Source organism: Campylobacter sp. BCW_6465 (genome assembly GCF_001762815.1).
Lineage (GTDB): Bacteria > Campylobacterota > Campylobacteria > Campylobacterales > Campylobacteraceae > Campylobacter_D > Campylobacter_D jejuni.
The window spans coordinates 125,479-145,053 of record NZ_MJXN01000112.1; the positions used below are offsets into that span (position 1 = coordinate 125,479).

At 30.8% G+C, this 19,575-nt stretch carries 17 protein-coding genes and 1 pseudogene; 16 read left to right on the forward strand and 2 right to left on the reverse strand.

The features are described from left to right. The first annotated feature begins 6 nt into the window (after positions 1-6). Positions 7-1,185, forward strand: a complete 1,179-nt coding sequence (locus AJ886_RS08785) for a metal-dependent hydrolase (protein ID WP_070287567.1) — start codon at positions 7-9, stop codon at positions 1,183-1,185. Positions 1,186-1,192: 7 nt separating this feature from the next. On the opposite strand, the gene AJ886_RS08790 is transcribed toward AJ886_RS08785, so the two are convergent. Then, a complete protein-coding gene (locus AJ886_RS08790) occupies positions 1,193-2,719 on the reverse strand; it encodes an inorganic phosphate transporter (protein ID WP_070233544.1) in 1,527 nt (508 codons plus the stop codon). 141 nt (positions 2,720-2,860) lie between these two features. On the opposite strand from AJ886_RS08790, the gene AJ886_RS08795 reads away from it, so the two are divergent. Further along, a complete protein-coding gene (locus tag AJ886_RS08795) occupies positions 2,861-3,667 on the forward strand; it encodes an inverse autotransporter beta domain-containing protein (RefSeq protein WP_002887816.1) in 807 nt (268 codons plus the stop codon). On the opposite strand, the gene AJ886_RS08800 is transcribed toward AJ886_RS08795, so the two are convergent. Continuing rightward, positions 3,664-5,040, reverse strand: coding sequence for a cation:dicarboxylate symporter family transporter (locus AJ886_RS08800; protein ID WP_070287568.1), 1,377 nt, complete (start codon positions 5,038-5,040; stop codon positions 3,664-3,666). The genes AJ886_RS08795 and AJ886_RS08800 overlap by 4 nt on opposite strands. A gap of 261 nt (positions 5,041-5,301) precedes the next feature. Between AJ886_RS08800 and cetC the strand changes: the two genes are divergently transcribed. The 14 genes and pseudogenes from cetC to AJ886_RS10920 all read left to right on the forward strand — a co-directional run. Beyond that, entirely contained in the window at positions 5,302-5,796 is a 495-nt protein-coding gene (gene cetC, locus AJ886_RS08805; RefSeq protein ID WP_070242795.1) for an energy taxis response protein CetC, read from the forward strand. Between the two features lie 752 nt (positions 5,797-6,548). Beyond that, entirely contained in the window at positions 6,549-7,295 is a 747-nt protein-coding gene (locus AJ886_RS11040) for a methyl-accepting chemotaxis protein (RefSeq protein WP_374700111.1), read from the forward strand. Positions 7,296-7,312: 17 nt separating this feature from the next. Next, positions 7,313-7,810, forward strand: coding sequence for a bipartate energy taxis response protein CetB (gene cetB, locus AJ886_RS08815; RefSeq protein ID WP_002861897.1), 498 nt, complete (start codon positions 7,313-7,315; stop codon positions 7,808-7,810). A gap of 87 nt (positions 7,811-7,897) precedes the next feature. Next, positions 7,898-9,757, forward strand: coding sequence for a tRNA uridine-5-carboxymethylaminomethyl(34) synthesis enzyme MnmG (gene mnmG / locus AJ886_RS08820; RefSeq protein ID WP_052949273.1), 1,860 nt, complete (start codon positions 7,898-7,900; stop codon positions 9,755-9,757). Further along, a complete protein-coding gene (locus AJ886_RS08825) occupies positions 9,758-11,044 on the forward strand; it encodes an arsenic transporter (protein WP_070287569.1) in 1,287 nt (428 codons plus the stop codon). Between the two features lie 89 nt (positions 11,045-11,133). After that, on the forward strand, positions 11,134-11,637 hold the full coding sequence (petA, locus tag AJ886_RS08830) for a ubiquinol-cytochrome c reductase iron-sulfur subunit (protein ID WP_002852880.1): 504 nt from the start codon (positions 11,134-11,136) through the stop codon (positions 11,635-11,637). Position 11,638: 1 nt separating this feature from the next. Continuing rightward, complete coding sequence (locus tag AJ886_RS08835; RefSeq protein ID WP_002852758.1) at positions 11,639-12,889, forward strand: cytochrome b; 1,251 nt, start codon at positions 11,639-11,641, stop codon at positions 12,887-12,889. Then, positions 12,886-14,010: a cytochrome c1 gene (locus AJ886_RS08840; RefSeq protein ID WP_070287570.1), complete on the forward strand. Its 1,125-nt coding sequence runs from the start codon at positions 12,886-12,888 to the stop codon at positions 14,008-14,010. The genes AJ886_RS08835 and AJ886_RS08840 overlap by 4 nt, the downstream gene beginning before the upstream one ends. A gap of 127 nt (positions 14,011-14,137) precedes the next feature. After that, complete coding sequence (locus AJ886_RS08845) at positions 14,138-15,301, forward strand: SAM-dependent methyltransferase (protein WP_002861892.1); 1,164 nt, start codon at positions 14,138-14,140, stop codon at positions 15,299-15,301. Positions 15,302-15,416: 115 nt separating this feature from the next. Further along, a complete protein-coding gene (gene rpsB / locus AJ886_RS08850; RefSeq protein WP_070287571.1) occupies positions 15,417-16,208 on the forward strand; it encodes a 30S ribosomal protein S2 in 792 nt (263 codons plus the stop codon). Then, the gene (gene tsf, locus AJ886_RS08855; protein WP_070287572.1) at positions 16,208-17,281 is read left to right on the forward strand and encodes a translation elongation factor Ts; all 1,074 of its coding nucleotides are present in this window, start codon (positions 16,208-16,210) and stop codon (positions 17,279-17,281) included. The genes rpsB and tsf overlap by 1 nt, the downstream gene beginning before the upstream one ends. 12 nt (positions 17,282-17,293) lie before the next feature. Continuing rightward, a complete protein-coding gene (locus tag AJ886_RS08860; RefSeq protein ID WP_044780077.1) occupies positions 17,294-17,929 on the forward strand; it encodes an ABC transporter ATP-binding protein in 636 nt (211 codons plus the stop codon). Then, complete coding sequence (fliR, locus tag AJ886_RS08865; RefSeq protein WP_002855878.1) at positions 17,916-18,683, forward strand: flagellar biosynthetic protein FliR; 768 nt, start codon at positions 17,916-17,918, stop codon at positions 18,681-18,683. Before AJ886_RS08860 ends, fliR begins: the two co-directional genes overlap by 14 nt. Before the next feature lie 293 nt (positions 18,684-18,976). Then, positions 18,977-19,575, forward strand: a pseudogene (locus AJ886_RS10920) (highly acidic protein); the annotation flags it as partial.

Consider the following 19,575-nt stretch of genomic DNA (forward strand, 5'->3'; position numbering starts at 1 on the left):
AAAATCATGATAATTAAAAATGCAAAAATTTATGGAGATTCTTTACAAGATATAGAGATTAAAGAAGGAAAAATTACCAATATTGGTTCTAATTTACAAGGTGAAGAAATTTTAGATGCTAAAGGTATGACTTTACTTCCATCTTTTGTGGATTTGTGTGTAAGTTTGAAAAATGATAAATTTTCTTTAGCTAATTTAGAGCTTTTAGAAAATGAGTGTCTAAAAGGAGGAATTTCTAGTATAGTTTTGCGTGATTGCATGGATTTTGATGAAGAAAGTTTTGCTTTATTTTTACAAAATTTAGCTCAAAGAAAGATGCAAATTTTTTCAAGTGTGCGGGTTAAGGATGCAAATGGCAAGCTTAAAAATTTAGCCACTCTTTTAAACAAGGGGGCTTGTGCTTTAGAGCTTAATAGCTCTTTGGATGCAAATACTTTAAAAGTAAGTTCACAATATGCTTTTATGAAAGACTCTCCAATTTTTGTGCGTTGTTATGATAAGGATTTTGATGATAATGGAGTGATGAATGATTGTGAAATGAGTTTTGAGCTAGGGCTTATAGGCATGAGTAAAATTGCTGAAACTAGCCAGATAGCTAAAATGAAAGAATTGGCTAAATTTTATAAAAATAAGGTTATTTTTGATCTTTTAAGTTTGAAAGATTCTTTAGTATTATTAGATGAAAAGGATTTAAAACTTGTAAGCATTCATCATCTTATCAAAGATGATAGTGCTTGTGAAGATTTTAATACGGCTGCGAAACTTATGCCACCTTTAAGAAGCAAAGAAGATGTTTTGGCTTTAAGAGAGGCTTTAAAAGAAGGAAAGATCAGCTTTTTAACTTCCTTGCATAGTGCAAAATCAATTTCTTTAAAAGATTTAGCTTTTGATGAAGCGGCCTTTGGAATCCATAGCGTATGCGAATTTATAAGTCTTTGCTATACTTTTTTAATCAAAGAAGGATTTTTAAATTGGCAAGAGCTTTGTCAATTTACAAGTAAAAACCCTAGTGAATTTTTAGGTTTAAATAGTGGAGTTATAGAAGTTGGCAAAGAAGCTAATCTAGTTCTTTTCGATGAGAATGAAGAAATTTTTGCTCCAAAAAGTTCTCTTTATTCTGAGGATAAACTTTTTGGAAAGATTAAAATGCATATAATTAAAGGAAAAAATATTTTAGAAAAATAAGCTTTACTTAAATTCCTAAAGATAGTTTAAATCCTAAAAATACAAGTGCTGCCATAATACCAGCGGCTGGTAAAGTGATAATCCAAGCCAATCCTATAGGCTTCATCATAATCCAATTTGCGTTTTTATTATACACTCCTATACCCAATATAGCACCTATGAGTATATGGGTGGAGCTAACGGGAATTCCAAATTGTGTAGCTAAGAGTATAACTATGCTTGCACCAAGTTCTGCAGAAAATCCAGTAGTAGGGCGTATGGTTGCAAGTTTTGAACCCACTGTAGTAATCACTTCTTTACCTAAAAACCAAAGCCCTACAACTAGAGCAACTCCAAACATAGCTAAAGCAGCAAAAGGTACAGGAGAAGTCGCGTTAATTGTGCCGTTTTTTAAGACATCTAAAATTGCTGCAAAAGGACCTATAGCATTGGCTATATCATTGGCCCCGTGTGAAAATGCAAAACTAGAGGCTGTAAATATTTGAAACCATGAGAAAATTCTATCAGTAGTTTTATTAAGTTCTGTTTTTTTAACGATTTTGACTATAGCAAATGTTACAACATAACTTATAGTTCCTATAATTCCGATAATCCAAAAGTTTTGTAAAATATCCAAAGTGCTAACATTATTTAAACCTTTAAATAAAAACATTGCCGAAATGATAGCAGCAGCAATACAAGCAATGATTGGCATATGAGTTTTTAAAATAGAGTAAATATCTATATCTTTTTCTTGATCCTTAAATTCCTTCATTTTATTTCTATAGAAATTATTTTCTTGTTCTTCCTCATCTAAAGCAATAGCGGAAAGTTCTTTAATTTGTTCTTCTTGGGATTTTGTTTTTAAATTTAAAAAATATTCTTCTTTGAATTTTTTTCTTTCTTTTTTGATATTTTTCAAATCATCATTTAGTTTTTCTGATGGTTTTAAAATTTTCTTATCAATATATGAATAAATAATATAAGCTACAATACCCCCTAAAAGAGGCGAAGCTACCCAAGAAATAGCTATTCTTAAAATTTCACTCCATTTAACCATGGAGAGTGTTTGAATCCCATCAAATTTTAAAAGCCCCATCATAATACTAGCACCTACAATCCCACCGACTATACTGTGTGTGGTTGATACAGGTAAGCCTTTCTTGGTTGCAATAAAAATCCAAACCCCAGAGCTTAAAAGTGCGGCAAGCATAATGATAACAAAAAGCATAGGATCTAAAGAATTTGGAAAAACAACAATACCGCTACGTATGGTCTTAGTAACTTCTGCGCCTGCGAAGATTGCCCCGCTTAGCTCAAAAACAGCTGCTATAATTAAAGCTTGTTTAATGGTTACTGTTTTTGCACCAACGCTTGTTCCAAAAGAATTGGCTACATCATTTCCACCTATATTAAATGCCATAAAAATGCCAAATATAGAAGCAAGAATAAAAAGAATGAGTTGATGTTGCGAAATATAACCAAATCCCCAAATAACAAATGCGATAGTGCTGATAATAAAAATAACAAAAGCTATGAGGTTGTCTTTTTGCATTAATAACCCTTTTTTATTTTAATTATACACTTATTTACTTTAAATTTGCTAATTTTAGTTTTTAGTCTTTGTGGAATTTTTATTTATATTATTTTTTTATAATAAATACTCAAACAAGAAATAATAAGGAATATAAGAATAATGAGGGGTATTTTTTATATAATAGCATTGTTTTCTTTACTCAATGCCGATGAACTTACAGAGGCTTTAGCAAAAAATAATAATCAAAATTCTTGGGAGCACTTTGATTATAAAAATACCAAAGAAGCTCCAAAAATTCAAGAAGAGAATGTGGATTTTAAAAGCACTTTTGATAGCTTACTTTCAAAAACTTTAGAAAATAATAATGGTATAGATAAAACAGATGGGAATTTAGATTTTCAAAACGAAAACGCGCAGGTTAAAAATTTAAGTTCTCTTTATGAGGGAGAGAATAATTCTTTACTTTTTCAAAAAGAACTTTTTGTGGCTCAAGATAATTATAATTACTCAGGGGGCTTAATCAATCGTTATGAAAAAGATGATTTTTTATTTGGAGTTAATGGTTTTATTGACAAACAAAAGGAACAAAAAGATACTAAAAGCTTTGGTACAGAGTTTGGTTATAGTAAATTTATAAAGGCTTATAGTAATTATTACATACCCAATGAAGCAGAAAAAAATTTACAGCTTGGAATGAGTTTTGTAATTCCAACTTACACCGCTTTTGCTTTTGATATAAGCAAGGATAATGATAAAACTAATTATCAAGTATCTTACTCTCCTTATAGTGTATTTAGTTTAAATTTATTGCGTCGTGATTATAGCGCAAGAGAGACTGTTGATGATACCGTTGTTCAAGTTGGATTTAGTTTTAATTTCAATGAAAGTTTTTTAAAACAATTTAGGAAAAAAGATAATACTTTAGAGGAGGTTAATCGATATGATTTCCTCCAAAGAACCCATTAGTTCATTCCAGCATTATGGAATTTTTCTGGATTATCTATAGCATAGTTGAATTTTTCCCGATCAATTTGTTTATCCCAGATCGCAACGATTAAGGCTGCTACTGAATTTCCACAAAGATTTCCAACAGCCCTCATTTCAGACATAAATTTATCAACACCTAAAAGAACGCCTATAGCAGCTACTGGTAGAACTTGCGCTAAGGTTGCATTTGCTTCTGAAATTTCCATATTTCCTAGAGCTGCAAGCGTACTTCCAAGCACTATAAAACCTGATCCAGTTACACCCACTGCACCTTTTGAAGCTATCATTAATACTATTAAAATACTAATTTCGTGTGTTAAACTTAAATTTACATTAAAAGCTTGTGCTAGAAAGATTAAGCTCATAGCTAGATAAATATTTGTACAATCAAGATTAAAACTATATCCCGTTGGTAAAACAAGTCCGACTGTTGCTTTAGAAAGTCCCGCTTTTTCTAGTTTTCTCATTAAAGGAGCAAGTGCAGACTCGCTTGAACTGGTTGCAAAAACGATCAATACTTCTCTTGAGATAAATCTCATAAATTTGAAGATATTTACTTTTGCAAAATAACAAATCAGACCTAAGATTCCAAATATAAAAACAAGACATGAAATCAGCATTACTAAAAGTAAATATGCTAAGTTGATCAAAGAGCCAATTCCGTATTGAGCTATGAGTACAGCCATTGCTGAAAAGGCGGCAATAGGACTAAAATACATAATGATTTGTAGAATTTTAAAAACAAAATTTTGCACCACTTCAAAAACTCTTTGAATTGCCTGTTTATCTTCTATTCTCATTAAAGAAATAATCAAAGCAGTAATTATAGCAATAACTAAAACTTGTATGGTTTTTCCTTCTGTAAAAGGCGTGATAATATCAGTAGGCATAGCATCTTTTAAAATATGCATAATCTCAGAGCTTGCGCTTACTTCTGTGGTTTGAGAAATGTATTTTTGAACGCTTTTTGTATCAAGTTGACTTGGATCAAGATTCATTCCATGACCTGGTTGCATAACATTTGCCATAAAAATACCTATAGCAAGTGCTAAAGTACTTACAACTTCAAAGTAAATAACCGCTTTAGCACCAATACTACCTACTTTTTTTAAACTTTCAAGACTAATGATACCCAAAACCAAAGTAACAAAAATAATAGGACCTATAAGAACCTTTAAAGCACCTATAAAATAATCAACTCCTGGTTTGCTAGCAATGGCTAATTCTTTATCTGTATAGCCAAGTATAATACCTGTAATAATGCCTATAATCACCCAAAATCCAAGACTTTTTATAATACGTTTATATAAAGGCGGTTTTCTTTCAGCTAAAGTTTGACTTAAAGTTTCCAAGTTTATTCACTCCTTTTGATCTTTTGTGAAATATAATTTTAACAATGCGTATTGTAAATTTTAACAAAAAAACAACTCTAGAAATACTTTCTTTTATATGATATGACAATTTTTTATATAAATGTTACAAAATTTCTCATTATTTGCATTATAAAATTTAAAATATTTTTTGAAAATTTTATAATTTAGTATACTTTTTATTGTTTATTATTAGTAATAATTCTATTTTTGATTTATTTGTTTTATTGGGATGTTTTAATTATGAAAGAAATAGTTTTGTCTGAAAATGCTTTAATTACTTCTAAAACAGATCTTAAGGGGAATATCATTTATGCCAATAATGACTTTTTACAATACGCAGGTTATAAAGTCGATGAGCTTTTGTATAAATCTCATAGTATAGTAAGACATGAAGATATGCCACGTACTGTATTTAAATGTCTTTGGGATTATATTCAAAAAGGAGAAGAAATTTTTGCATTTGTAAAAAATAAAGCCAAGGATGGTAGTTTTTACTGGGTGTTTGCAAATGTAAGTGCTTCATTTGATACCAATGGAGATATCATCAACTACTATTCTGTTCGTCGTGCACCCAATAGAAAATCTCTTCCTATAATTGAAGAAGTTTATAAAATTTTACTTGAAAAAGAGCAAAAATCAGGCATTAATGCTGGAGTTTCAGCTTTAATAGATATTGTAAGTTCTTATAAAATGACTTATAATGAACTTGTTTTTAACTTACAAGAAGATAACTAAATAAGATATATTTAATCTTTTTTATTGTATAATCTTCGCCTAAAAATTAAAGTAATATATATTATTAAAGTATTACTTTAATTTATGACTTCAAAAATTTTTAATAAAGGGGTAAATTTATGGTGAAAAATGGATTATTATTAACTATTTTTCTAAGTATTATCGGTGTTTTAGGTGCCATTTTTATTCATATTTATGTTGGAGTGATAATTTTTATTTTAATCGCTGTTTTAATGATTTATTTGCTTAGACAACACAAAGATGAGCAAATAATGATAGATAAACTTTTGGTTCTTTGTAGAGAGTTAAAAGAAGGAAATTTTGACAATAGAATGATCTATGTAAAAACAAAAAGCAAAAAATTAGCCGAAATAGCAGATAATCTTAACAATACTATTGATGGACTAGAAGCTTATTTAAGGGAAATTAATACTTCTATTTCTTGTTCCCAAAAAGGCGAATTTTATCGTAAGGCTTTGCCTGAAGGTTTAAAAGGAATTTTTGCTCATAATATCGAATTTATAAATAAAGCTTTAGCAAACATAGAAGTGACAGCAAGATCCACTTTTAAAAATGCTTTATCAAGAACTTTAATGGATTTAAGCCTTGGAAATCAAAATAAAGATATGTCTCAAATTTCTAGCTCATTAAATCAAGATATTAGCATGATGAAAAATGTATATGATACAGTTGATGCCATTACTCATACAGCTACAGAAAATGGCTCAGAGGTGGATTCTTTGCAAAGTGCCATGGGTTCTTTAATGGATGTTGTAAATTCGAGCAAGGAAACAGTGCAAACTTTTGTGGCTAATTCCCAAAATATTACTTCAGTGGTTGAAGTAATACGCGATATAGCTGATCAAACCAATCTTCTAGCTTTAAATGCTGCTATTGAAGCTGCACGTGCAGGAGAACATGGTAGGGGCTTTGCGGTTGTGGCTGATGAAGTTAGAAAGTTAGCAGAAAGAACTCAAAGATCTACAAGTGAAATTTCCATTGCAATTCAGACTATGCAACAGGATTTTGTAAATATCCAAAGTGGCAGCGATCAAGTTTTTAACATTGTTAGTGAATCTGAAGAAAGAATTAATAAATTTTCTCAAGCTTTTAAACGTCTAGAAGAAAATAGTAGTGCTCTTGGTGTTAATTTTGGATCCTTTGCAAAGAGATTGATTTTGTCTGTGGTTAAAATCGATCATATTCTTTATAAATCAAATATATATTTAAATTTAAATGGGGCTCAAAATTTCAATCTTGAAAGTGTAGATCCAATTTCTAATCTTTGCCAAGATGAGAGAGCTCAAGGTGTTATTAATGAACTTAGTTCTGAAACTGAGTTAAATTTAGCTAAAGAATTTATAAAAGATAACGCTAAAAAAGCAATAGAAGAATCAAGTCAAGATTATATCGATCAAAAAGCTTATGATGCGATTGTAAATGATATTAAATCACTAGAGCAAAGAAGTGCTGAAATCTTAGCAAAATTAAAAATATAAATTAAGAGGGTGGGGAAATGTCAAGAGAAATTTTTTTACAAGAAGATAGTTTAATTACTTCTAAAACAGATTTAAAAGGTAAAATAGTTTATGCAAATGATGATTTTTTAAAGTATGCAGGTTATACCATGGGTGAAGTTTTAAATAAACCTCATAACATAGTAAGACATGAAGAGATGCCAAAAACTGTTTTTAAATATTTATGGGATTATATGAGAGAGGGTAAGGAAATTTTTGCTTACGTAAAAAACAAAACTAAAGATAACAATTACTACTGGGTTTTTGCAAATGTAACTCCATCAATAGATATTAATAATAATATCATAGGCTATTATTCCGTTCGTCGTATGCCAAATAAAAGCGCTATTTCTACAATAGAAAGCCTTTATAGCGATCTTTTAAGAGTAGAACAGCAACAAGGTTTAAATAAGGGTGTTGAGATGCTTAAAAATTTCTGCAAAGATGCAGATAAAACTTATAATGAGTTAATTTTCTCTCTCCAAGAAGCTAAATAAATTTTTGTTAGGCTTAAAACGAGTTTGTTTTAAGTCTAAATATTATATAATCTTTCTTTTAAAAATTCACATTTTTCAAGGCAAAATATGTTTGATGTCATTGTTATAGGTGGTGGACATGCGGGTGTTGAAGCAAGTGCTGCTGCTGCTAGAATGGGTAAAAAAACCTTACTTTTAACTACATTGATTGAGCAAATAGGAGCAGCAAGTTGTAATCCAGCTATAGGTGGACTTGCAAAAGGGCATTTGGTAAAAGAACTTGATGCCATGGGTGGTCTTATGGGTGAAATCACCGATGAAGCGGGAATACAATTTCGCATTTTAAATGAAAGTAAGGGTGTAGCCGTTCAAGGAAGTAGGGCGCAAATTGATATGGATAAGTACCGTATCATTGCACGTAATAAACTTTTAAAACTTCCAAATTTAGAAATTTCTCAAGAACAAGCGAATGCTTTAATCGTAGAAAATGATGAAGTTAAAGGCGTAAAAACAAATTTAGAAAATACATATTTTGCCAAAAAAGTGATACTTACAACAGGGACTTTTTTAAATGGACTTATTCATATAGGCGAAAATAAACTTCAAGCAGGAAGGGTAGGGGAGCTTGCTTCAGTAAATTTAGGCAATTATCTACAAACTTTGGGTTTAAAAATGGGGCGTTTAAAAACAGGAACTTGCCCAAGAGTAGATGCAAAAAGTATTGATTTTAGCGCACTTGAAATCCAAGATGGCGATGTAAATCCTAAAGCTTTTAGTTTTCGTTCAAGAAATTTTAATCCTACTCAACTTCCTTGTTATATCGCACGCACTAATACAACTACACATGAGATTATTAAGAATAATTTTTATCGTGCCCCACTTTTTACAGGACAGATTGAAGGCGTGGGGCCAAGGTATTGTCCTTCTATAGAAGATAAGATCAATCGTTTTAGCGACAAAGAAAGTCATCATCTTTTTATAGAGCCTCAAACTATCGATGCAACGGAGTATTATATCAATGGTTTTTCTACTTCTTTGCCCTATGAAGTGCAAACTCAAATGCTACGTTCTGTAAAGGGTTTTGAAAATGCTAAAATAACCCGTTTTGGTTATGCTATAGAATATGACTATATAGAGCCAACTGAACTTAAGCATACTTTAGAACTTAAAAAGATTAAAAATCTTTATTGTGCAGGACAGATTAATGGAACTACAGGTTATGAAGAGGCTGCAGCACAAGGCTTTATGGCAGGAATCAATGCAAGTTTAAGCATAGATATGAAAGAGCCTTTGATTTTAAGGCGTGATGAAGCTTATATAGGAGTTTTAATCGATGATTTGGTAGTAAAAGGTACAAAAGAACCTTATAGAATGTTTACTTCAAGAGCGGAATTTAGACTGCTTTTAAGGGAAGAAAATGCTATACTTAGACTTGGAAAATATGGCTATGATTTAGGGCTTTTAAGCGAGCAAGATTTTACTTATATACAAAATATCGCAAACAATCTTCAAAAAGGACTTGAATTTTTACTTTCTAAAGAATTCACGCCTAATAACCAAAATAATGCTTTTTTAGAGAGTTTAGGAGAAGATAAAATTTCTTCTATAGTCAATCTTCAAAAAATTGTTGCAAGAGCAAGTTTTGATATAGAAAAATTAAAAAAACTTGACCCTATGTTTAAAACCATGGATCATTACTCCTTAAGAGAGATTTTAAATGAGGCAAAGTATTATCATTACATTAGTATGCAAAAAGCTCAAGTAGAAAAAATGAAAAATCTTAGCGAGCTTAAAATTCCTGAAAATTTTGATTTTAAAAGTGTAAGTGGTTTGAGTAATGAAGTTGTAGAAAAGCTTAATCATCATAAACCTCCAACTATTTTTGCTGCAAGTCAAATCAGTGGAATCACTCCTGCGGCGTTGGATATTTTGCAAATTTATATCAAAATGCAAAAGAAAAAAGCTTAAATGCTTGCTTTTTTTATTTTTTTATCTACTTTAATTTTACTTTTTTGGCGTCCATGGAATTTACCTATTTGGGTATTTTCTAGCTTGGGAGCTTTTTTTGTTTTTATTTTTCAATTGGTAGATTTTACAGACGCTTATTTTGTTTTTTCTTTAGTTTGGGATAGTTCTTTAACTTTGGTTGGGTTGATTATTCTTTCTTTTAGCTTGGAAGCTTTGGGATTTTTTGATTTTATTGCGAGTAAAATTTTGCATTTTTCTAGAGAGAAAAATCAAGAAAAAATTTATATTAGCACAAAGAAATTGATGTTATTTTTGTTGATTTTTGTCTTTTTTCTTTCTGCATTTTTTGCTAACGATGGAGCGATTTTAATCATTACACCTATTATTATAGCTTTATTTTCAACTCTTAAAGATTGTAAAAATCATGTTTTTATTTTAAGTTCTTTTTTGCTTAGTCTTTCTTTTTTATGTGATGCAAGTTCAAACGCTTTGGTTATTTCAAATTTAACCAATATTATTACAGCAAATTATTTTAAGATAGAATTTTTAGAATTTGCTAAAAATATGTTTTTGCCAAATTTTTTTGTTTTGCTTTCTACTATAGTTATGGTTTTTATGCTTTATGGGAGAGTTTTGCCTAAAAGGCTTGAAATTAAATTAGTCAAAAAAGAGCAAATTTCATTGAAATTGTTTTTTCTTTGCATAGTATTTTTACTTCTTTTTGTGATCAGTTTTTTTATAGGTGAAATTTTTGATATTAAAATAAGTTTTTTTGCTTTGCTTTGGGCGGGAATTTTTTGGCTTATTGTTTTAAAAATTCAAGGTAAAAAAAGTGTTAAAATTCTTTTTGAAGCACCTTATGGAGTTTTGCTTTTTAGTTTTGGGCTTTATATGGTGGTTTTTGCTTTACATAAAATAGGCGTGAGTGAAATTTTGGTTAAAAGCTATGCTTTTTTGATGCAAGATAAGAGTGGAATTTTTGGTATGGCTTTGATTTCAGCTTTTGGATCTTCTGTGTTTAATAATTTGCCTATGGTTTTAATCGGCGATTTGGCATTAAAAGAATATTTTGAGAATTTTTCTTTTGATTCCTTGATGATTTATGCGCATCTTTTGGGGGTAAACATAGGCCCAAAACTTACGCCAATAGGTTCTTTGGCAACTTTGCTTTGGCTTGGAGTTTTGGCTAGAAAAGGCATTAATATTTCTTTTTGGCAATATTGTAAATTTGGCTTTTTGATAACTTTACCTGTGCTTGTTTTTTCTCTTTTTGCTCTTATTGTCTAAATATCAAAATTTGTTAAACAAAGAAAAAATTTATTTTAATTTCGATAAACTTTTAACTTGGTTAAAAAATAAAATCGAAAGGACAAGTTATGGCTACATCTGAGAGTAGACGAAGCTTTATGGGCTTTGCATTTGGAAGCGTAGCTGCTGTAGGCGGTGTTTTCTCGCTTGTTGCGATGAAAAAAACTTGGGATCCGCTTCCAAGTGTCAAAGCTGCAGGTTTTACTACAGTAGATTTATCAGGAATGCAAGATGGAGAGCTTAGAACTATAGAATGGCGTAAAAAGCCTATTTTTATATTAAAAAAAGATGCGAGTATGCCAAAAGATGAAAAACGTGATGTTGTGGTAGATAACGCAGCTTATACTGTGGTTATAGGACTTTGTACGCATTTGGGTTGTATACCTGCTTACCAACCAAGTGAGCAATTGTTTAAATGTGCCTGTCATGGTGGAGAATTTGACACAAGTGGAAAAAATGTCTTTGGACCTCCTCCAAAGCCTCTTGAAATTCCTCCTTTTAAGATTGATGGAACCAAACTTGTTTTAGGTGAAGAGGGTCCTGAATATAAAAAAATGATAGCGGAGGCTTAAGATGGCACAAATTAGAAAAGCTAATGGCCTTGTAGATTGGCTTGATCAAAGACTTGCAGTACATAAACTGCTTGATGTTTTAATGGTAAAGTATTGGATACCAAAGCAAATTAACTTTCTTTGGGCAATGGGGGTTATTTTAACCACTCTTTTTGCAGTGCTTTTTGTTACAGGACTTTTACTTGTAATGTATTATAAACCAGATACTGCACTTGCTTTTGATAGTGTGAATAAGACTATTATGCAAGAGGTGGATTATGGATGGCTTTGGCGTCACATGCATGGTGTTGCCGCTTCTGTTGTATTTTTGATTATATACATACATATGCTAACAGGAATTTATTACGGTTCTTATAAAAAAGGTCGTGAGATGATTTGGGTTAGCGGTATGCTTTTGTTTGTTGTATTTTCTGCTGAAGCTTTTAGTGGCTATATGCTTCCTTGGGGACAAATGAGTTATTGGGCAGCTCAAGTAATCACTAATCTTTTTGGAGGGATACCATTTATTGGCCCTGAGCTTGTGATTTGGATTCGTGGAGATTATGCGGTTTCTGATCCAACTTTAACAAGATTTTTTATGCTTCATGTGTGCTTGCTTCCTATAGTTATCATTGCTATTATAGCATTTCACTTCTATTCTTTAAGAATTCCTCATGTTAATAATGAAATTTCTGAAGAACTTGACTTTGATTTAGAGGCTGAAAAATACATGGCAGGTGACACAAAGGGTTCTAAAGTGATTCCTTTTTGGCCAGGATTTTTATCAAAAGATTTTATGTATATAAGCTTTTTTATGATTTTCTTCTTTTATTTGGTCTGTTTTAAATTTGAATTTGCAATGGATCCAATTAATTTTGATCCAGCTAATGCGCTTAAAACACCAGCTCATATTTATCCTGAGTGGTATTTCTTATGGAGTTATGAAGTTTTAAGAGGATTTTTCTTTGATATTGCAGGTATTAAAGCTTTTGATATAGGTTTGGCTGCATTTGGTATTGCTCAAGTGATTTTCTTCTTGCTTCCTTGGCTTGATAGAAGTGATGTTGTAAAACCAGCTCATGAAAGACCTTTATTTTTCATTTGGTTTTGGATATTGCTTATCGATTTAATTGTTTTAACAGTTTATGGAAAATTACCTCCAACAGGTGTAAATGCTTGGGTAGGATTTTATGCTTCTATAGTATTTTTACTTTTACTTATTGTAGTTTTACCGGTTATTACTATTATGGAGAGAAAAGGAGCTAAACAATGAGAGAAATAAAAATATTTTTAGTTGTGGTAGTTTTTACTGCGCTTGTATATTGGGGGGTAGAGCCTTATGCTCATTCAGTGATGAAACCTCATGTTGCTCCTGCAAATTTTGATTTTGCTGTTGAAGATACTACTTTTGCAAAAGGTATAGTTGAAGCTAAAGAATTAGCTCTAAAAGATGCACAAGCTTCAGGAGATGCTAAAAGAATAGAGAGTGCAAACAAAGAACTTGAAAAAGCAAAAGAAGAATTAAGCAAAGTTGAAACACTTTGGGCAGATGTTGCAAAGATCGATTTTGCTAAGGGTGATGCAAAAAAAGGTAAAGAATTTTTTGAAAATAACTGTTTTGCATGTCATGGTCTAAAAGAAGATGGAATAACAGCTAATATTACTGATTCTTCTATGGGAGTAATACCACCTGATCTTAGTGCAGCTGGTGCTATTTTTGATGAAAAATTTTTAGCAGCTTTGATTATGCATCCTGCGCTTGCTTTAAAAGTAGATCATAAATTTGGTGATGCTTTTATTATGACAGCTTACAATAAAGATACTTCAGGAGAAAGCGAAGAAGCTACAAATGCAAATATAGCCAATGTAATTGCTTATCTTAAAGATGTGAGTGTTAAATTTGAAGCCAATGAAGATGCTACTATTAAGAAAGATGTTGAGGCAAAATATGCTAAAATGGAAAATAGTGCTCAAAAAGCGGCTTTAATGGAAAAAGATATAAAATTTGCTAAAGATAAAGCAACTTTTATTGAGGCTTGCGGACGTTGTCATGATATGAAATACGATAGCTTTTTTACTCCATCAAATCAAAATGATTTAAAAACTTATTTAGGTTCTGTTCCGCCTGATCTTTCTATGATGATAAGATCTCGTGGTGAGCAATATTTACATGATTTTATTAATAACACTCAAAAACTTCTTCCAGGAACCGCTATGCCAAGAGTAGGTTTAACAGAAGCTGCACAGGCTAAGGTTGTATCTTATATTGATCAAGTGGGTGATAGCAAAAAAGAAGAAAGAAAAACTACAGGAATTTATGTAATGATATTCTTTGTAATTTTAAGTATTTTTGCTATAGGTTGGAAGCGTTCTGTTTGGTCTAAATTACATTAATATTACATTTTTTGCCATTATTTAATGATAATGGCAAAAATCTTATTTTTTCTTCATTTTTATTAATTTTTAATATTTAAAGAGAGATACTTCAAAATATAATTATTTTAGAATTTAGGAGTATTTTATGTTAGAAAAAACTTTAATCAAATCTATTTTAAAAAAATGGGATTATGGGGATTTTAGAGTTGTTTTTTGGGATAAAGAAGAATTTTTTATCGGAAACAAACCTGCTAAATTTTCTTTAATTTTTAAAGAAAAAATTCCTTTTTTGGAGTTATTTGGTGATACAAGTTTGGTTTTTGCAAGACATTATATGCAGGCAAAACTTGACATAGAGGGCGATTATGATGAAATGGCTAGGGTATTATATTATTTTTCTAATCAGCAATTTTTTAAAACCAAAAAAGATGTATTGAGTAAAATAACTCAAAAGCAAGAAAGTAAAAATATCAAAAGTCATTATGATATAGGTAATGATTTTTATAAGCTTTGGCTTGATGATACTATGAGCTATTCTTGCGCTTATTTTAAAGAGCCTAATAATACTCTTTATGAAGCTCAAATTAACAAAATAGAACATACCCTTAAAAAACTTGATTTAAAAGAAGGAGAAAAGCTTTTAGATATAGGTTGTGGCTGGGGTTGGCTTTCTATTATGGCGGCTCAAAAGTATGGAGTTAAGGTTGTTGGAATTACTATTTCAGAGGAGCAGTGTAAAAAAGCTAAGGAAAGAGTAAAAGAACTTGGTCTTGAAGATAAAATAGAAATAAGACTTCAAAATTATCAAGATTTAGAATTTGAAAATTATTTTGATAAAGTTGTTTCTGTGGGTATGTTTGAACATGTAGGTAAAGAGAATTTAGGACTTTATTTCATGAAAGTAAAACAAGTGTTAAAACCTGGAGGTTCTATGCTTTTACATTCTATTTTAGCCATGTTTGAAGGAAAAACAAATGCTTGGATAGATAAATATATTTTTCCAGGAGGATATTTACCTTCTTTAAGAGAGGTTGTAAGTGCTATGAGCGAGTGGGATTTTCATCTTCTTTTAGCAGAAAGTTTAAGAATGCACTATGCAAAAACTTTAGATTTATGGGATGAAAATTTTAACAAAGTATTGGACAAGGTAAGGGAAAAATATGATGAAGAATTTATAAGAATGTGGGATTTATACCTTCGTTCTTGTGCCTCTGCTTTTCGTGTTGGAAGCGTGGATTTGTTCCAATTTTTAATCACAAAAGAAATCAATAATAATCTAAGCCTTACCAAGGACTACATATATAAGTAAAAACTAAACTTAAATTTGATAGAATCTTAACTTCATTTCACACACATCAATTCTTTTTAGCTTGTGTAAATTAAGGGATGTGGAGGAATAAAGCTAAATTTATAAGGAGAAACTCATGGTTAGTATGAGAGATTTATTAGAATGCGGTGTGCATTTTGGACACCAAACAAGACGCTGGAATCCAAAGATGAAAAAATTCATTTTTGGCGAGAGAAAAGGTATTTATGTAATTGATTTACAAAAAACTTTAAGATATTTTAGATATACCTATAATATCGTTCGTGACGCTGCTGCCGAAGGAAAAACTATACTTTTTGTTGGAACAAAAAAACAAGCAGGTGGAGCGATTAAAGAATACGCTGAAAAATGCGGTATGCCTTATGTAAATCATAGATGGCTTGGCGGTATGATGACAAATTTTGGTACTATTCGCCAATCAATTAGAAAATTAGAAGTAATTGAAAAAATGGAAGAAGATGGAAGTATTAAGCTTTTAACTAAAAAAGAAGCTTTAATGCTTACAAGAAAAAAAGAAAAATTATTAGCTTATTTAGGTGGAATTCGTTATATGAAAACTCAACCTGATATGATTTTTGTTGTTGACACAGTAAAGGAAAAAATTGCTGTTCAAGAAGCAAATAGATTAAGAATTCCTGTTGTAGCTCCACTAGATACAAACTGCGATCCTGATTTGGTAACTTATCCTATTCCAGGAAATGATGATGCAATTCGTTCAGTGCAACTTTTCTGTCAAGAAATGGCTGAAGCGATTAATGAAGGAAAAGCTTTAAGAGAACAAGATAGTGAAGCTTTAGCAAATGAAGAAAAAGAAATCACCGATGAAGAGAAAAAAGAAGTTTTAGATGAAGCGATGAGCGAAGAAGACTTCGGTGAGGAGCAAGAATAATGGCTGAAATCACTGCTGCAATGGTAAAAGAACTCCGCGAAAGTACAGGTGCGGGGATGATGGATTGTAAAAATGCTTTGAGTGAAACTAATGGAGATTTTGATAAAGCAGTACAACTTTTAAGAGAAAAAGGTTTAGGTAAGGCTGCTAAAAAAGCAGACAGACTTGCTGCAGAAGGTTTAGTAAGTGTAAAAGTAAGCGATGATTTTACAAGCGCAACTGTAAGCGAGATTAATTCCGAAACAGATTTTGTGGCAAAAAATGATCAGTTTATCGCTTTAACAAAAGATACTACAGCTCATATTCAAAGTAATAGCTTACAAAGTGTGGAAGAACTTCATTCAAGCACAATCAATGGTGTAAAATTTGAAGAATATTTAAAAAGTCAAATTGCAACTATAGGAGAAAACTTAGTTGTAAGAAGATTTGCAACTTTAAAAGCAGGTGCTAACGGCGTTGTAAATGGTTATATCCATACAAATGGCCGTGTTGGTGTTGTGATCGCTGCAGCTTGTGATAGTGCTGAAGTGGCTTCAAAATCAAGAGATTTGTTAAGACAAATTTGTATGCATATTGCAGCAATGAGACCAAGTTATTTAAGTTATGAAGATTTGGATATGACTTTTGTTGAAAATGAATACAAAGCTTTGGTTGCTGAACTTGAAAAAGAAAATGAAGAAAGACGCAGACTTAAAGATCCAAATAAACCTGAACATAAAATTCCTCAATTTGCAAGTCGCAAACAATTAAGCGATGCAATTTTAAAAGAAGCTGAAGAAAAAATCAAAGAAGAGCTTAAAGCTCAAGGTAAACCTGAAAAAATTTGGGACAATATTATCCCAGGTAAAATAAATAGCTTTATAGCAGATAATTCTCAACTTGATAGCAAACTTACTTTAATGGGTCAGTTTTATGTAATGGATGATAAAAAAACCGTAGAACAAGTAATTGCCGAAAAAGAAAAAGAATTTGGCGGAAAAATTAAAATTGTCGAATTTATTTGCTTTGAAGTTGGCGAAGGTTTAGAAAAGAAAACTGAAGATTTTGCGGCTGAAGTTGCTGCACAACTTTAAAAACGGTTAAAAATGGAACTCTTAAGAGCGGAAAATTTAAGCCATAGTTTTGATTATCCGCTTTTTGAGGGTTTAAATCTTACTTTAAACACTAAAGATTGCATTGCTATTCAAGGGAGTAGCGGTTGTGGCAAATCTACTCTTTTACATATACTTTCTTCTTTATTAATTCCAAAAAAAGGTGAAGTTTTTTTTAAAGGTTCTAGTCTTTATCAGATAGATGAAAACGAAAGATTAAAAATTCGCCGTTATGATTTTGGTATTATTTTTCAGACACATTATCTTTTTAAAGGTTTTTCAGCTTTAGAAAATATCGAACTTGCTAGTGTTTTATCGGGTCAAGATTTAGATGAGAAAATTTTAAAAAGATTAGGTATTGATGCGCTTTTACATCAAAAAATAGGAAAGCTTAGCGGCGGACAACAACAGCGTGTGAGTATCGCGCGCGTGCTTTGTAAAAAACCAAAGATTATTTTTGCTGATGAAGCAACTGGAAATTTGGATTTTGATAATGCTAAAAATGTTATCGAACTTTTAATTTCCTATGTTAAAGAAAATGATGCAGCTTTATTTTTTGTAACTCACGATAGCAAGCTTGCAAGTTTTTGTGATAAAACTTATACTATAAACGCCAATGGAATTTGTTAATTATTTAGGTGATAAAAATGTTGTAACTTTTATGTTGCTTCTTGCTAGAATGAGTGGTCTTATAGTTTTTTTTCCTTTTTTTTCACATAATTCTATTCCTATGGTGATAAAAAGTACTATAGTTTTATTTTTGACTATGTATTTATATCCTTTGGCTAGATTAGAATCTTTGCATTTAGATAGTTTTTTTGTTTTGCAGCTTATTAGTGAAGTGATTTTTGGAATGATAGCAGGATTAATGCTTCAAATTATTTTTGCTATTATTATGATGGCAGGTGAGCAGATTGCTTTTACTATGGGATTTACTATGGCAAGTATATTAGATCCAAGTTCTGGAACGAGTATGCCTATCACATCTCAAATTTTAAATTTGCTTGCTTTGATGTTTTTTCTTGCTTTTGATGGCCATCATTTAATGCTTTTGTTTTTAAGTCATTCTTTGGGTTATATTAGTTTAGGTGGATTTTATCCGCATGAGAATTTAATGCATTATCTAAATATGGGTATGTTTAATATTTTCATCATAGGTTTTACTATGAGCTTTCCCATACTTGGAATTTCACTTTTAGCCGATGTTATTTTTGGACTTTTGATGAAAACAATGCCACAATTTAATCTTTTAGTTATTGGCTATCCTATAAAGATAGCTTTAGGTTTTGTAGTTTTGATCGCTATTTTATTAGTTATGATGCAATATTTTAAAAATTTAATTTTAGAACTTTTCACTCATATGCAAACTCTTTTTTTCTCCTAAGGAAAGGATAAATGAAATTATCGTAAAATAGCGATTATTTTTTAAGGATTAAAGTGATGAAAATTTTACTTTTAAATGAAAACCCTGTAGTTTCAAGACTTGTAAGCCTTAGTGCTAAAAAAATGTCTTATGATTTTGAAGAACTTAATGCTTATAGTGAAAATTTGGGTAATTATGATGTGATTGTTGTAGATAGCGATACTCCAGCACCTTTAAAAATTCTTAAAGAAAAATGTGATAGATTGATTTTTTTAGCTCCGCGAAACCAAAATGTAGAAGATATAGATGCGCAAATTTTACAAAAACCTTTTTTACCTACAGATTTTTTAAATTTACTTAATAATAAAGATGTAAACAAACATACACCTATTGATTTGCCAATGTTAAGCAATGATGAAAATCCCTATGCTGATATAAGCTTGGATTTAGATAATTTAAATTTAGATGATTTGCCTGATGAAAATTCTTTAGATATAAATTCAGAGGGAGTGAAAGATTTGAGTTTTGATGATGATGTTCAAGATGATAATGCAAACAAAACTTTAGAAACTCAAAATTTAGAAGATGAAAATTTAGAACAAGAAGCAATTAAAGAACAGACTCAAGAAGACATTCAAACTGATTTAGATTTAACTTTGGAAGATCGCGAAAGCGAAAAAGAAGACTTAAGCCAAGAACATACAGCTTTGGATACTGAACCTAGTTTAGATGATAAAAATGATGAAGATTTAGAAATCAAAGAAGATGACAAAAATGAAGAAATAGAAAAGCAAGAATTATTAAACGATTCTAAAACAAATACATTAGAAATGCAAGAAGAGCTTAACGCTCAAGATGATAATGCAAACAAAACTTTAGAAACTCAAAATTTAGAAGATGAAAATTTAGAACA